Here is a 14,737-nt window from a genome sequence, read left to right as displayed (position 1 = left end):
TATGCGACAGATGTGCGAGCGCTCCAGGGCCGCCCGGCCCTCGCGCGAGCGGCGGTCAGCGGGGGCGCAGTTCGAGGGCCCGCACCCCGGCGTACAGGGCGGCGACGTCCGCCGGCCGGAGCAGGGAACGTCCGGTGAGGCGGGAGACCCGGTCGAGGCGGTTGCGGACGGTGTTGCGGTGGCAGTAGAGGATCTCGGCGATCTCGGTGGTGGATCCGGTGTCCGAGTCCAGCCAGGCGGTGAGCGTCTCCATCAGGTCCTTGCGGTCCGGTGCGGCCAGCACCGGGTACGTCGTGGACCGGGTCGAGGACCTGATCATCCGCGGCGGCTTCAACGTCTACCCGCGCGAGATCGAGGAGGTCCTCATCACGCATCCGGCCGTGAGCATGGCCGCGGTGGTGGGCGTGCCCCACGCCACGCACGGGGAGGACGTCAAGGCGTTCGTCATCCCCGTGCCCGGCACGGACCTGCGCGAGGACGAGCTGATCGCCTGGTGCCGCGAACGCGTGGCCGCCTACAAGTACCCGCGCAGCGTGGAGTTCCGCGACAGCCTGCCGCTGACGTCCACCGGCAAGATCCTCAAGCGCGAACTCGCCGCGGAGGCCGGCGGGCTCCGGTGAGCCGCCCTGGCAGGTTGCACAAACTCCGCCGTCGGTGATTGCCGCGACTGCGCAGAGACGACCGGCCGCCGCTCCCCCAGGATGTGCCGTCGGACACCGATGTGATCCGGCCGCGTCATCCGGTTCACCCTGACGTCAGGAGTCGCCGTGTTGTGGAGAAGGAATCTGCTCGCCCCGCTGGCCGCACTCGCCCTGGTCCTGACCGCGTCGGCGGGCGCGGGCACCGCCGCGGCCGCCACGGACACGACCGTGGCCGCCGCGCCCGTCAGGACGCCCACCGCCTCTGCCGCCGGTGACTTCGGGGCTCCCGGCCCGTACGCCACGGCGGTGGAGGTCGGGGCGGTCACCACGCTGTACTACCCGCGCGACATCGCCGACAGCGACCGCCGCCACCCGGTGATCGTGTGGGGCAACGGCACCGGCGGCGTCCCCCTCGTCTACCGGGACCTGATGCTCCACTGGGCCAGTCAGGGCTTCGTCGTCGCCGCCGCCAACACCCCCATGTCCAACCTCGGGATCTCGATGCGGGCGAGCATCGCCATGCTCACCGGCAGGAACGCCGACCGGGGCAGCGTCTTCTTCGACCGTGTCGACCTGGAGCACATCGGCGCGTCGGGTCACTCCCAGGGCGGCGCGGCCGCCATCGTCGTCGGCTCGGACCCCCGCATCGACGCCGTCCTGCCGATCCAGCCCGGCCCGCTGGCGAACATCAACGCGGTGCGCGTACCGGCGTTGCTGCTGGCCGGTCAGAATGACAGCATCGTCTTCCCCGCCCTGGTCAAGGCCTTCTACAACGCCGCCGACCACATTCCGGCCCTCTACGGCGAGGTGCGCGGGGCGGACCACTTCACGGTCGTCGGCGATCCCGGCCCGTTCGCGGCACCGACCACCGCGTGGTTCCGGGCCCACCTCATGGGCGACCGGGCGGCCCGTGCCCAGTTCTTCGGCCCCGGCTGCGGCATCTGCACCGACTCCGCCACCTGGTCCGACGTCCGCCGGAACGGCCGGGCCCTGAGCGTCCCGGCCGCCACTCCGTAACCCGCCCCGATCCCCTCTCCGCCGCTTCCCCGGGCGCCCCCCGGCCGGGGAAGCGGCACTTCTCGTGAAAGGACCGATATGGACATCATCGCGACGACTCTCCAGGGAAAGGTGCGGGGCCGCGCCGACGGGGGAATCGCCACCTACCTGGGGATCCCCTACGCCGCCGCGCCCTTCGGGGTCCATCGGTTCCGCGCCCCGGCGCCCGTCGAGCCCTGGGAGGGGATACGCGACGCGCTGGAGTTCGGGCCGACCGCTCCGCAACGCCCCTACCGGCCGCCCCTGGACCAGCTGATTCCCGATGTGGACATCCCCGGGGAGGAGTGCCTCAACCTGAACGTCTGGGCTCCCCGGGACGGCGACGGACCGCTGCCAGTGCTGGTGTGGATCCACGGAGGTTCCCTGCGCAACGGCTCCGCCGCCATGCCCCTGTACGACGGCCGGGCCTTCGCCCGCGACGGTGTGGTCCTGGTCTCGGTCAACTACCGGCTCGGCGTGGAGGGGTTCGGCGTCTTCCCCGACGCACCCGACAACCGGGGTCTGCTGGACCAGATCGCCGCGCTGACCTGGGTGCGGGACAACATCGCGGGATTCGGCGGAGACCCCGGGTGCGTCACGGTCTGCGGTGAGTCCGCCGGAGCCATCAGCATCGCCGCGCTGCTGACCAGCCCGCGCGCGGCCGGTCTGTTCCACCGGGCGGTCCTGCAGAGCGGCCCGCCGCACACCGTGACGCGCGGCGAGGGCGCCAGGACCGTGCGGGCGATGGCGAAGGCGCTGCGGGTGCCCGCCACCGCCGAGGAGTTCGCCGGGGTGGACCGCGAGCGGCTGCTGGACGTCCAGGACGAGCTGGTCGGCAGGGCCGACCCGGTCGGCGGCGGACCGGGCTTCCACATCGTGGTCGACGACGACGTGGTGCCGGCCGATCCTCCGCCGCCCTCGGTCGACCTGCTGCTGGGCTGCAACCGGGAGGAGTACCGGTTGTGGTTCGTGCCGGGCGGAGCGGTGGACCGCGTCAACGGGCTCACGCTGCGGCTGGCCCTGTGGAAGTTCAGGATTCCCGGTCGGGTGGCACGGCTGTACCGGGCGGGCCGGCCGGACGCGAAGCCGGGGGTGATCCTCGGCGAGATGGCCACCGACCTGCTGCTGCGGGGGCCGCTCAACCGGCTCGCCGACTCCCGGCTCGCCGATTCCCGGGTTGCGGACTCCCCGGCTGCGGACCCCCGGGCCGCCGGCTCCCGGATCACGGCCTCCCGGTCCGGCGGCTCCCGGCCCGCCCGGACGTATTTCTACGAGTTCGCCTGGCGCTCGCCGGTTCTGGGGCTGGGCGCCTGCCACGCGCTGGAGATCGGATTCGTCTTCGACAACCTCCGTCACGGTGAGGCGCTCTCCGGTCCCGACGCCCCTCAGCCCCTGGCCGACGCCATGCACCGCGCCTGGGTCGACTTCGCCGCCTCGGGCGACCCCGGATGGACCGCCTGGGACGCCCGCCGCCCGGTCAGGGTCTTCGACCATCCCGGCACGTCCACGGTCCTCGCCCCGCGGCAGGAGGAGCTGCGGGCCTGGCTGTAGTGCCGTGCCCGGCCGCCGCGAGGGCCGCGGCCGGGTCCGCCGTCCGGCCCCGCGGTCGGGGCGCCCCTCAGGCGAGGTCCCTGGGCCCCGCGGTCGGGGCGCCCCTCAGGCGAGGTCCCTGGCGACGAGCGCCGCCTGCAACAGCCGCGCCTCGGCGGGGACGGCCGGGTCCAGCCCGGTCAGCGTGGTCACCCGGTGCAGCCTGTAGTCCAGCGTGTTGCGGTGGACGCACAGCTCCGCGGCGCTCCGGCTGCGGTTGTGCCCGTGGTCGACGAACACCCTCAAGGTGTCCAGCAGGTACGGGTGCTCGTCCAGCGGGTCGAGCTTGGCCGCCAGCCGCAGCAGTGCGTCACCCGGGCGTGCGAGCTGGTACTCCAGGAGCACGTCGTCGAGTCGGTACAGCCCGGGCCTGCGGCCCAGCCGCCGGACGAGTTCGAGCACCCGCCCCGCCTCTTGGGCCGCCGCGGGAACGGCGGCCGGGGCGGCGGCCGGGGCCGCGGCGGCGAACACCCGGTGCCCGGTGTCCTTCCCGAGCGCGTCCCGCAGGCCGGACAGGTCGTAACCGCCCGGCAGCAGGGCGATCCCGGCGACGTGGTCCATCAGCACCGGGACGCCCGCGTGGGCCTCCAGCGACGACTGCACCAGCCGGGGCGGCGGATTCGGCTCGAAGGACAGGGCGACCACCTCGTGCCCGCCGGCCACCGATACCCCTGCCGCCTCCGCCAGTTCCTCGTACGGCCGGCCGGCGAGCAACGCGGTCAGCAGCGCCCGCCGTACCCGCTTGTCCTCGCTGCGGATGTCCTCCTGGGCGTTGCGGTGGGCGAGCACGACGGCGGGCATCGCCGCGTGCAGGCAGGCCAGCAGCTTGGCTCCGGCGCCGGTCAGCTCCTCGGGTTCCGCCGTCTCGGACAGCACCTGCCACCACACTTCGGCGCCGACGAGATAGGCGGCGATCACCGCCTCCAGGGGCACGCGCTCCTCGGCCCGGCGCCCCGACCACTCGATCAGCCGGGTCAGGTCGCCCGGGCCCATCACGCCGTCCTGGCGCAGGGCCCGCAGCAGCAGATCGTGCACAGCGGTGATGGAGCGCGTCACCTCGCCGTCCAGCGTCCTGCGCGGCAGCTCCCCGTAGAACGGGACCTCCGCCGCGCAGCGAGCGACCACGGCAGCGGTGAAGTCACCACCCCGGGCAGCCATCCGTGCGTGTAGGCCGGGCATCGGCGTATCGTCACATCGCCCAAACGCTTCCGTCAATCACTCATCGAACTCCCCCGACGGGGACCTGCGTCGTGGATCGGACGGGCGTGGCCGTCCGGGTCCGGGACCGCGCTCCCGCGCCGTCTCCGGAAGAGCCGCCGGCGGACCGCGGCGGAGGGGAAGGCGCAACGGCTCGTCCAGGAAAGGGTTCGGGGAGTTGGAGAGCAGGACTATCGGGGCGGCGGGGCTTGCCGTGGGTGCGGTCGGTCTCGGCTGTATGCCGATGAGCTGGGGTTACAGCGCGTCGCAGCAGCTCGGCGACCGTTCGGTGCGGACGGTGCACGCGGCGCTGGACGCGGGCGTCCGGCTGCTCGACACCGCGGACATGTACGGCCCGTTCACCAACGAGCTGCTGGTGGGACGGGCGCTGAAGGGCCGCCGCCGGGAGGCGTTCGTCTCGACCAAGTGCGGGCTGCTGGTGGGCGATCAGCACATCGTCGCCAACGGCCGTCCCGGGTACGTGCGGCGGGCCTGCGACGCCTCGCTGCGGCGGCTCCAGACCGATGTGATCGACCTGTACCAACTGCACCGGGCCGACCCGGAGGTGCCGGTGGAGGAGACCTGGGGTGCGATGGCGGAGCTGGTCACCGCGGGCAAGGTGCGCTCGCTCGGGCTGTGCGCGGTGGGCGCGCGGGCCCCGCGCAGGTCGGGCGAGGGCCCGCACGAGGGAACGATCCGGCAGTTGGAGCGGATCCAGCAGGTCTTCCCGGTGAGCGCCGTCGAGGCGGAGCTGTCGGTGTGGTCGCGCGAGGCGCTGGCGGAGCTGCTGCCGTGGTGCGTGGCGCGCGGGGTCGGGCTGCTGGCCGCGATGCCGCTGGGCAGCGGCTATCTGACCGGGACGCTGAAGCCGGGCCAGGGTTTCGAGCCGGAGGATCTGCGGGCCAGGCATCCGCGGTTCACGGCGGAGGTGATGGCGGCGAACCAGCCGGTGGTGGCCGGTCTGCGGCGGATCGCGGAGCGGCGCGGGGCGACCGTGGCCCAGGTGGCGCTGGCGTGGGTGCTGCGCCAGGGCCCGCATGTGGTGCCGGTGCCGGGGGCGAAGCGGGAGCGGTGGGCGGTGGAGAACGCGGGGGCGGCGCGGGTGGTCCTGGACGACCGGGACCTGGCGGAGATCGACGGTCTGCCCGCCGCCCGCGAGTCCTGGGACTGAGCGCCGCGGTGCGGAAGCGGAAGCGGGAGCAGGAGCAGGCGCGGAAGCGCGCGCCGGTGCGGAAGCGATCGTCGTACGGCTGGGCGCGGCCGGTCGTGCGGCGGGAGAATGGGCGCATCGGGAACTCCTGGGCCGGTCGCGGTGTAGGAACAGGTAGTCAGGCAACCGTCGAAAGGATCGGTTCCGTGCGAGGTGCTCTGTTCGGACCTGTGCAGCCCCCGGCGATGCGCAGGGGGGCGGTGGCCGTGCTGGCGTCGGCCGCCCTGCTGCTGACCGCCGCGTGTTCCGGCGACGGGGACGGAGGTTCGTCCGGGCGGCCCGCCGGTTCCCCGAGCGCCTCGGGGGACTCCGCTGCCCCGGCCTCCCCGAGCCGGTCGGCCGATCCGCCGCCCGCGAAGGGCTCGGCGAAGGTCGTCTCGACGCTGACCGAGGACCTGAAGTCGCCCTGGGGCCTGGCCGCGCTGCCGGGCGGCGACCTGCTGGTGTCCTCGCGCGACGAGGGAACGGTCCACCGGATCGACGGCGAGAGCGGGAAGCAGACGCTGCTGGGCTCGGTGCCCGGGGTGTCCCCGTCCGGCGAGGGCGGGCTGCTCGGGCTCGCCGTGTCCGCCACGTTCGGCGCGGACCAGTTGGTGTACGCCTACTTCACCACCACGTCCGACAACCGGATCGTCCGCATGAGTTACGACGAGAAGCGCCCGGCGGGGCAGCAGCTGGGGGCGCCGGACACCATCCTGCGCGGCATCCCCAAGGGCAGCATCCACAACGGCGGCCGGATCGCCTTCGGCCCGGACAGGATGCTGTACGCGGGCACCGGCGAGACCGGGGACACCGGGCTGGCCCAGGACAAGGAGTCGCTGGCGGGCAAGATCCTGCGGATGACCCCCGACGGCGAGCCGGTGCACGGCAATCCGGAGGCGGACTCGGTGGTGTATTCGTACGGGCACCGCAATGTGCAGGGGCTCGCCTGGGACGAGGAGAAGCGGCTGTGGGCCGCCGAGTTCGGCCAGAACACCTGGGACGAGCTGAATCTGATCGAGCCCGGCGGGAACTACGGCTGGCCCGAGGTGGAGGGCAAGGAGGGCGAGGACGGGTTCATCGACCCGGTCGCGCAGTGGAAGACCTCGGAGGCCTCCCCCAGCGGGATCGCGTACGCGGAGGGCTCGATCTGGATGGCCGGGCTGCGCGGCGAGCGGCTCTGGCGCATTCCCCTGTCCGGCGGGAAGGCGCAGGAACCTTCTGCGGACCCGCAGTCGTTCCTGGACGAGAAGCACGGCCGCCTGCGTACGGTGGTGAGTGCGGGGAGCGACCGCCTGTGGCTGGTCACCAGCAACACGGACGGACGGGGCACGCGGAAGCCCGGGGACGACAGGGTCCTCCAGGTGGAGGTGGAGTAGCCGACCGCCCGTGCGGCATGTCGGAGGGAGCACGGCCCGTGTTCAATTTCTTCGAGGAGCTGTTCGCCCCGGGGCGCAAGCACACCTCGGACGAGCAGAAGCGGCTGGAGCTGAGCCGGGTGGATCTCGGCATCGGCGATCCGAACCGGGGGCCGATAGACCTGACCTCCGGGAAGGTGACCGTCCGTGTCCCGGCCGCGCCCGAGCGGGACGCCGTCCTGGACAGGCCGGGACCCGGGAAGCCGGTGAGCGGGCCCGAGGGGCGCGCGGACAGGAAACGCGGGTCGTAGCCGCGCGTGGGGCGTGTTTCGAAAGTCCCGCCTGCTCGGCGGCGTCTGGCACGCCCTACGCGGCCGGGTAGAGCCGGAGGCGGTGGGCGAGGGCGGCCGCCTCGCCGCGGCTGGAGACACCGAGCTTGGCCAGGATGTTGGAGACGTGCACGCTCGCGGTCTTCGGCGAGATGAACAGCTCCTCGGCGATCCTGCGGTTGGTGTGCCCGGCCGCGACCAGCCGGTGCACGTCCTGCTCGCGCGGGGTCAGCCCGAAGGACGCCACGGCGGCGATGGCGGGGTCCTGTTCGTCGGCCGCCGGCCGGTCAAGGCTCCCCTGGGCGGGTACGGCGGCCAGGACGGCCGGGTGGATCCCGGCGTCGGGGCCGGGTGCCGCGCCGGAGCCGTCCAGGGTGATCCGGGCCCGGGCCGCCAGCTGTTCGACGGCCTCGGCGAGCGGGCGCGCGCCGAGGCGGTTCGCGACCTCCCGGGCGCGGTGCAGCAGGGCCGTGGCGGTGGACCGGTCGCCGGGGGCGATGAGCAGGGACTCCGCCCAGCGGCGGTGGATCTGGGCCAGTTCGTACGGGCGGTCCAGCGGGCCGAAGGCCTCGGCGGCGCGCGCCCAGTGGCCGGGGGTGTCCGTGCCCTCCGCGCGGGCCAGCTCCGCGTCGATGAGGACGCCGTGGGCCGCCCATACGGGGACGAGCGTCGGGAGTCTCTTCGCACACCGGCGGATCAGGGCGAGCAGCTCCGGGCGGCCCGGTTCGGCGGCGGGCAGCCCGCGGGCGTCCGCCTCGATCATGGCGGCGGTCTGGAGCAGCGGCAGGGCGTAGCGCTGGGTGCCGGGCGGGAAGCCGGGGCGGGCCAGTTCCTCGAACGCGGCGCGGGCCTCGGCGAGCCGGCCCTGCGCTGCGGCCAGCAGCATGGTGTGCCGGACCGGGGCGATCAGGTGCTGGGGCTGCGGATCGCGCTGGCCGAAGTGGGTCCGGGCCAGGGCGAGCAGCTCCTCGCCCTCGGCCAGGTCCCCGCGCGCGACGGCCAGTTCGGTGCGGCGGAGGGCGGCGAGCCCCTTCGCCTTCGGGGCCAGCGCCAGGCGGGCGGCGGACGCTGCGGCGGCCTCGCTCTGGCCCCAGTGCCCGAGGGAGAACAGGGACTGCGCCTGGTTGGCGTACACCCAGGCCCCGGAGTCGGCGAGGCCGTGGCTGTGGCAGATCTCGATGCCGTGGTCGGCGGCGGCGACGGCCTCCAGCGACCGGCCCATCGCTTCGAGCGAGGAGGGCAGGTTGACGCTGACCCGGCCCAGCAGGTTCATCAGGTGCAGCTTCTCGGCACGGTCCCGGACCGCGTACATCTCGGCGAGGCCGTCCTCGACGCCGCCCGCGTCCGCGGTGAGCCAGCCCCGGGTGAGGCGGGCGTGCAGCTCGATGTACTCGTCGCCGACGAGCCGGGCGTACTCCACCGCGCGGTCGCTGTCGGCGAGCGCCTGCGGACCCGGCTGGTGGAGCGCCCGCCAACTGGCCACGTTGGTCAGGACGTCGGCCAGCACGGGGGACGGCGGCAGTCCGCGCACCAGCTCCTGCGCGGTGGCCAGCTCCTCCCAGCCGTCCCCCTTGTCGAGCCCTTGCACCAGGCGGGCGCGCTGCACCCAGAACCAGGCCTCGCGCAGCGGGTCGGCCTCGGACGCCAGGACCCGCATCGCCTTCTTGGAGATGGCCAGGGCGCGCTTGCGGTCGCCGCCGAAGTGGGCGGCGACGGTGGCCTCGGCCATCACGTCCAGGTAGCGCAGCGGGGTGTTCTCCGGGTCGCAGCCGGAGGCCGGGTAGACCTCCGCGTAGTCGAACGGGCGCAGCGTGGCGAGCACCGCGTCGGGGACGTCGTCCCAGAGCTCCATCGCCCGTTCCAGCAGCCTCAGCTGCTCGGAGTAGGCGTAGCGGCGGCGGGCCTCGACGGCGGCCCGGAGCACGGCGGGCAGGGCCTTGGCCGCGTCGTGGGCGGCGTACCAGTAGCTGGCGAGGCGGGTGGCCCGTTCGTCGTCCCGGACGAGGGAGGGGTCGGCCTCCAGCGCTTCGGCGTACCGGCGGTTCACGCGGGTGCGCTCTCCGGGGAGCAGGTCGTCGCTGACGGCCTCGCGGACCAGGGAGTGCCGGAAGCGGTAGCCGTCGTTGTCGGCCGCGGGTTGCAGCAGGTTGGCGCCGACGGCCGCGCGCAGGGCCTCGTCGAGGTCGACCTCGCCCAGTCCGGCGACGGTGGCCAGCAGTTCGTGTTCGACGAAGGAGCCGCCTTCGGCGACCAGTCTGGCGATCCGCTGGGCGTGCTCGGGGAGCGCCTCCACGCGGACGAGCAGGAGGTCGCGGAGCGACTCGGTCAGGCCGGAGCTGTCGCCGCAGCACTCCAGCGAGCGGGCCAGCTCCTCGACGAAGAAGGCGTTGCCGTCGGAGCGGTCGAAGATCTCGTCGACGAGCGCGGCGTCGGGGGTCTCGGCGAGGATGCCGGCGAGCTGGCGGCCGACCTCGTCGTGGCTGAACCGGGCCAGTTCGACGCGGGTGACGGTGCGCAGCCGGTCCAGCTCGGCGAGGAGGGGGCGCAGGGGGTGACGGCGGTGGATGTCGTCGGCGCGGTAGGTGCCGACGACCATGAGGCGGCCGCTGCCCAGGGTGCGGAAGAGATAGGCGAGCAGGTGCCGGGTGGAGGCGTCCGCCCAGTGCAGGTCCTCCAGGACGAGGACGACCACGCGGTCGGCGGAGATCCGCTCCAGCAGTCGTACGGTGAGTTCGAAGAGGCGGGCGATGCTGTGCTCGTCGGTCGCGTCCCGGTGGACCTCGCCCAGTTCGGGCAGGAGCCGGGCCAGCTCGCCCTCCTGGCCGGCGCAGGCGGCGGCCATCTCCTCGGGCAGGGACCGGCGCAGGGCGCGCAGAGCGGTGGGGAAGGGGGCGAACGGCAGCCCGTCGGCCCCGATCTCGACGCAGGACCCGACGGCGACGACGGCGTCGCGCCGTTCGGCCGCCATGACGAACTGCTCGACCAGACGGGTCTTGCCGACGCCGGCCTCGCCGCCGATCAGGAGCGCCTGCGGTTCGCCGGCCGCGGCCCGCGCGAGCGCCTCGGCGAGCGCGGCGAACTCCTCGGCGCGTCCGACGAACACGGGGCTGACTGACCTGGTCTCCACGTCGCCGAGCATCGCATACGCGGACGAGTCGGCGGGACCCGTTTCGCGGACGGTGATCATGCTCCCGGCGCGGTCCGCTCCCGCCGCGCCCGGTCCGGAGGGGGCGTCGGCGGGACCGGTGACCGGTGCGGCGGTGCTCCCGGTCCCGGGCACCGTCAGGCGGCCGGGGCGAAGCGGGTGCGGTCGCCCTCCACCACCTTCCCTCCGGGATCACCGCGGCCGGAGCGGCGGGCGGCCCGGCGGACAAGGCGGGCCCGGCCGATCTCGCGCTCGGCGTCGGCCCGGCGGATCAGCTCGGCGGAGGTGGAGCGGTAGAGCTCGTAGTCGTACATGGTGTGCCCCTGGTTCCTGGTCGTGGCAGCGGACCGGAGGGGTGCCCGGCCGGTCGGCCGGGGCCCTGTGTCCGCTGTGTGTCCACTGTCGTCGGCCAGGAGGGGGCGCCGCATCGGGCGAGTTCCGCATGTTCGGGGCGGTGGGGGCCTTAGGGCCGGACCCCGGGTGCCCGAGGGGTGGGCGGGGGCCTTAGGGAGGGTCCGGCGGATCGCGGCCGGGCCGCCGGACACACCCCTGCCCCGCGCCGTACGAGGCGTCGGGCCGGGGTCAGCCGCCGGCCGGGGCGCCCGCGGTGGGCAGGGCCATGAAGAGGTCGAAGTACATGCCCGCGGAGATCAGCACGCCGATGGCGCCGAGGGCGACCCCGGCCAGGGCGACCGCGCGGACCCAGGTGGGCCGCGGACGCTCGGAGGGGGTGCCGAAGGCGGGGCGGACCAGGACGAAGACGCCGACGAGCAGGGCCAGGACGGCGAAGACGCCGTTGACCAGGGCGGTGGTGTGCCAGGCGTCCCCGTAGATCTCGGAGATCTGCTGGGCCGGGCTGCCGCCGCCGGAGGTCTGGATCTGGCCGATGAGCGTCTCGCGTTCGGCGGCGACCCGGCCGGTCCACGCGCCGGTCAGGGCGACGATGCCGAGGGCGGCGGAGACGACGGCCGCCGCACCCGCGCCGACGCCGTGGCGGGCCTCTTCGAAGGGGTCGGGCTCCAGGACGTCGTCATCGTCCTCGGCCTGGCCGGCGAGGTCGCCGGGGGCCGTTCCGGAGTCCGCCGCGTGGGAGGACGTGCCGGTGGTGTCCCTGGCCGCGGGGTCCTTCGCCGGGTCCTTCACCAGGGAGTCCTTCGCGGTCGCCTCCTCCGTGACCGCGTCGGCGGTGCCCGCGGCGGGGTCGGTCGTCCCGGCGGGCGGGGTGGTCGTGGTCGGGCTCGTCGGCTTGGAGGGGGTGGTGTTCATGCGCCGCACGCTAGGGGGCCCGGATGAGAGCCCCCTTAACGCCGCGGGCCGCGCGGGGCCCGGGCCGGGGCTCAGCGCCCGGTACGGGCCCGCCATTCCGGGGCGAGGACCGACCAGACCTCGGAGTCGTGGCGTACGCCCCGGTGGAGGTAGTTCTGCCGCATCACCCCGTCCCGGGTCATGCCGAGCCGCCTCGCGACCGCGATCGACCGGGTGTTCCCGGCGGAGGCGATCCACTCCACCCGGTGCATGCCGCGCTCGCGCACCGCCCAGTCGATCAGGCGCTCCGCGGCGCGGGTGATCAGCCCGCGGCCCTGGGCGGCGGGCTCCAGCCACACGCCGATCTCGCAGGTGCCGGACTCCGTGTCGAAGATCCGGAAGAGGACGCCGCCGACGAGGACGCCGTCCAGCCGGATGCCGTACAGCCGCCCGGTGTCCGCCGCCTGCTTCTCCGCGTACCGCCGCAGCAGGGCGCGCGCCGAGTCCGGGTCGGTGACGAACGAGGCGAGCGGGATCCAGGAGTCGACCAGCTCCCGGGCCCGGTCCATGTGGGTGAGGAACTCCTCCGCCTGCCAGACCTCCAGCGGGCACAGCTCCGCCCGGTCGTCACCCAGGGATGCGGCGAACATCGCGCTCCTTCCCGGCCGGCCGGTCCGTCACCGGTCCGGCGCCCTCCGCGGCACCCGTACCGCGTGCCTCCGGGATCCGGGAACCGAGCGGCACGCAGTCGGGCGGCTCGATGCTGATCCGGGGCAGCCGTTTCTCCAGCCAGCCCGGCAGCCACCAGTTCGCCCCGCCGAGCATGTGCATCAGGGCGGGCACCAGCAGGGTGCGCAGGACGAAGGCGTCCAGGGCGACGGCGGTGGCCAGCGCGATGCCGAACATCGCGATGACGCGGTCGCCGCTGAGCACGAAGGCGAGGAAGACGGAGATCATGATCACGGCGGCGGAGTTGATGACCCGGCCGGTCTCGGCGAGGCCGACCCGTACGGCCCGCCGGTTGTCGCCGGTCTCCAGCCACTCCTCGTACATCCGGCCGACCAGGAAGACCTGGTAGTCCATGGAGAGGCCGAAGAGGACCGAGACCATGATCACGGGCAGGAAGGGTTCGATGGGCCCGGCGCTGCCGAGGCCGAGCAGCTCGCTCCCCCAGCCCCACTGGAAGACGGCCACGACGACGCCGAAGGAGGAGGCGACGGCGGCCACGTTCATCACGGCGGCCTTGAGCGGGATGCCGATGGAGCGGAAGGCCAGGAGGAGGAGCAGGCAGCCGAGGGAGATGACGACCCCGACGAAGAGCGGCAGCTTCCCGACGATGATCTCGGCGAAGTCGTCGTAGCTCGCCGTCACCCCGCCGACGTGGGCCTCCAGCGAGGTGTCGTCCCGCACCGGCGGCAGCACGTCGTCCCGGATCCGGTCGACCAGCTCGCTGGTCTCCTGCGACTGGGGGGACGAGTCGGGGACGACGGTGAGGAAGGCGGTGTCGCCGGAGCTGTTGTACGTGACCGGGCCGACGGACGCGACGCCCTCGGTGGTGCGCAGCTCCTCGGGCAGGGAGTCCAGCGCGAGCCGGTCGTCCGCGCCGTCGAGCTGGGCGGCGATGGTGAGCGGGCCGTTGACGCCGGGCCCGAAGCCGTCGGCGATCAGGTCGTACGCCTGCCGGGTGGTGGCGGTGGCCGGGTTGTTGCCCTGGTCGGAGGTGCCCAGGTGGAGGCCGAGGGCGGGCAGCGCGAGCACCAGCATGACGACGGCCGCGATGCCCCCGAGCAGCTTGGGGTGCCGCTCCACGAACGCGGACCAGCGGGCGGCGAAGCCGGTGGGCAGTTCGGGCCGCGGCCCGTGCTCGGCGAGCTGCCGCCTCTCGCGGCGGCTGAGCGCCCGCATCCCGATGAGGGAGAGCAGGGCGGGCAGCAGGGTGACCGAGGCCAGCACGGTGAGGACGACGGTGAGCGAGGCGGCGATGGCGACGCCGTTGAGGAAGCCGAGCCGCAGGATCAGCATGCCGAGCAGGGCGATGCAGACGGTGGCCCCGGCGAAGACGACGGCGCGGCCGGTGGTCGTGACGGCGTTCTGCGCGGCTTCGTCGACGGACATGCCGCGCCGGAGCCCTCTGCGGTGCCGGGTGACGATGAACAGGGCGTAGTCGATGCCCACCCCGAGCCCGATGAGCATGCCGAGCATCGGGGCGAAGTCCGCCACGGTCATCACATGGCCGAGGAGCACGATGCCCGCGTAGGCGGTGCCCACGGAGACCAGGGCGGTGGCGATGGGCAGCAGGCTGGCGGCGAGCGAGCCGAAGGCGAGGAAGAGCACGACGGCCGCGACGACGACGCCGACGCCCTCGGCGAGGTGGACGGAGGGCGCTTCGGTGAGGGCGACGGCGGTGCCGCCCAGTTCGACCCGGAGCCCGTCGGCCTCGGCCCCCTTCGCGGTGTCGACGAGGGCCTGGGCCTGGGAGGCGGGGATCTCGTCGGCGGGGTGGTCGAAGGTGACCGTGGCGTACGCCGTGTGGCCGTCCTCGCTGATCTGGCCGGGGCCGGTGCCTCCGTAGGGGCCGGTGACCGCGCCGACTCCCGGCAGCTCCTCGATCGCGTGGAGCGTCCGGGTCATGGTCTGTTCGACGTCGGCGGCCCGGACCGTGGAGCCGGTGGTGTGCCAGACGACGGTGTCGGTGTCACCGCCGAGGTCGGTGAAGCCGCGGGAGAGGAGTTCGGTGGCCCGGCCGGATTCGGTGCCGGGGACCTCGTAGTCGTTGGAGTACGCGGAACCCGCGAAGCCCGCCGCGGCGGCGGTCCCGCCGAGGGCGGCGAGCCAGAGGAGAACGGCGACGAGACGGTGCCTGATGCACCAGCGGGCGATGGCAGCCAACGGATGAGCTCCCTGCGGGTTCGTGAACATTTACCCACAGATGGCGTGATCTGCCCGTAAACGTCTCATGACCTGAGACCGTCACTCTGTCAGCAGAACGTGATCCTTTGTCCGTTTCG

The 14,737-nt window shown here is 73.9% G+C and carries 12 protein-coding genes and 1 pseudogene; 6 read left to right on the top strand and 7 right to left on the bottom strand.

Going from position 1 to position 14,737, the window contains the following annotated elements; all coding sequences use genetic code 11:
- Positions 1–55: 55 nt before the first annotated feature.
- Positions 56–283, bottom strand: a complete 228-nt coding sequence (locus OG245_RS27375; protein WP_371626074.1) for a helix-turn-helix domain-containing protein — start codon at positions 281–283, stop codon at positions 56–58.
- A 4-nt stretch (positions 284–287) separates the two neighbouring features.
- On the opposite strand from OG245_RS27375, the pseudogene OG245_RS27370 reads away from it, so the two are divergent.
- The 3 genes and pseudogenes from OG245_RS27370 to OG245_RS27360 all read left to right on the top strand — a co-directional run.
- Positions 288–620 (top strand): annotated as a pseudogene (locus OG245_RS27370) (long-chain fatty acid--CoA ligase); the annotation flags it as partial.
- A gap of 147 nt (positions 621–767) precedes the next feature.
- Positions 768–1,658: an alpha/beta hydrolase family protein gene (locus OG245_RS27365; RefSeq protein ID WP_371626073.1), complete on the top strand. Its 891-nt coding sequence runs from the start codon at positions 768–770 to the stop codon at positions 1,656–1,658.
- Between the two features lie 78 nt (positions 1,659–1,736).
- Positions 1,737–3,227: a carboxylesterase/lipase family protein gene (locus OG245_RS27360; RefSeq protein ID WP_371626072.1), complete on the top strand. Its 1,491-nt coding sequence runs from the start codon at positions 1,737–1,739 to the stop codon at positions 3,225–3,227.
- Positions 3,228–3,332: 105 nt separating this feature from the next.
- On the opposite strand, the gene OG245_RS27355 is transcribed toward OG245_RS27360, so the two are convergent.
- Complete coding sequence (locus tag OG245_RS27355) at positions 3,333–4,445, bottom strand: PucR family transcriptional regulator (protein ID WP_371626071.1); 1,113 nt, start codon at positions 4,443–4,445, stop codon at positions 3,333–3,335.
- A 232-nt stretch (positions 4,446–4,677) separates the two neighbouring features.
- On the opposite strand from OG245_RS27355, the gene OG245_RS27350 reads away from it, so the two are divergent.
- The 3 genes from OG245_RS27350 to OG245_RS27340 all read left to right on the top strand — a co-directional run bounded on the left by OG245_RS27350 (position 4,678) and on the right by OG245_RS27340 (position 7,321).
- Positions 4,678–5,634, top strand: coding sequence for an aldo/keto reductase (locus OG245_RS27350; RefSeq protein ID WP_371628004.1), 957 nt, complete (start codon positions 4,678–4,680; stop codon positions 5,632–5,634).
- Between the two features lie 185 nt (positions 5,635–5,819).
- Positions 5,820–7,031, top strand: coding sequence for a sorbosone dehydrogenase family protein (locus OG245_RS27345; RefSeq protein WP_371626070.1), 1,212 nt, complete (start codon positions 5,820–5,822; stop codon positions 7,029–7,031).
- 38 nt (positions 7,032–7,069) lie between these two features.
- Positions 7,070–7,321, top strand: coding sequence for a DUF6191 domain-containing protein (locus OG245_RS27340; RefSeq protein WP_371626069.1), 252 nt, complete (start codon positions 7,070–7,072; stop codon positions 7,319–7,321).
- Positions 7,322–7,376: 55 nt separating this feature from the next.
- Here OG245_RS27340 and OG245_RS27335 read toward each other — a convergent pair whose 3' ends face one another.
- The 5 genes from OG245_RS27335 to OG245_RS27315 all read right to left on the bottom strand — a co-directional run bounded on the left by OG245_RS27335 (position 7,377) and on the right by OG245_RS27315 (position 14,618).
- Positions 7,377–10,526 (bottom strand): AAA family ATPase, encoded by a 3,150-nt coding sequence (locus OG245_RS27335; RefSeq protein WP_371628003.1) that lies wholly within the window; start codon positions 10,524–10,526, stop codon positions 7,377–7,379.
- A 95-nt stretch (positions 10,527–10,621) separates the two neighbouring features.
- The gene (locus tag OG245_RS27330; RefSeq protein ID WP_371626068.1) at positions 10,622–10,798 is read right to left on the bottom strand and encodes a hypothetical protein; all 177 of its coding nucleotides are present in this window, start codon (positions 10,796–10,798) and stop codon (positions 10,622–10,624) included.
- Between the two features lie 268 nt (positions 10,799–11,066).
- Entirely contained in the window at positions 11,067–11,750 is a 684-nt protein-coding gene (locus OG245_RS27325) for a hypothetical protein (protein WP_371626067.1), read from the bottom strand.
- Positions 11,751–11,821: 71 nt separating this feature from the next.
- A complete protein-coding gene (locus tag OG245_RS27320; RefSeq protein WP_371626066.1) occupies positions 11,822–12,379 on the bottom strand; it encodes a GNAT family N-acetyltransferase in 558 nt (185 codons plus the stop codon).
- Positions 12,357–14,618 (bottom strand): efflux RND transporter permease subunit, encoded by a 2,262-nt coding sequence (locus OG245_RS27315; protein WP_371626065.1) that lies wholly within the window; start codon positions 14,616–14,618, stop codon positions 12,357–12,359. Before OG245_RS27315 ends, OG245_RS27320 begins: the two co-directional genes overlap by 23 nt.
- Positions 14,619–14,737 lie beyond the last annotated feature (119 nt).

It is taken from the genome of Streptomyces sp. NBC_01116, assembly GCF_041435495.1.
Classification (GTDB): domain Bacteria; phylum Actinomycetota; class Actinomycetes; order Streptomycetales; family Streptomycetaceae; genus Streptomyces.
This window is presented reverse-complemented; position numbering and strand designations above follow the sequence as displayed.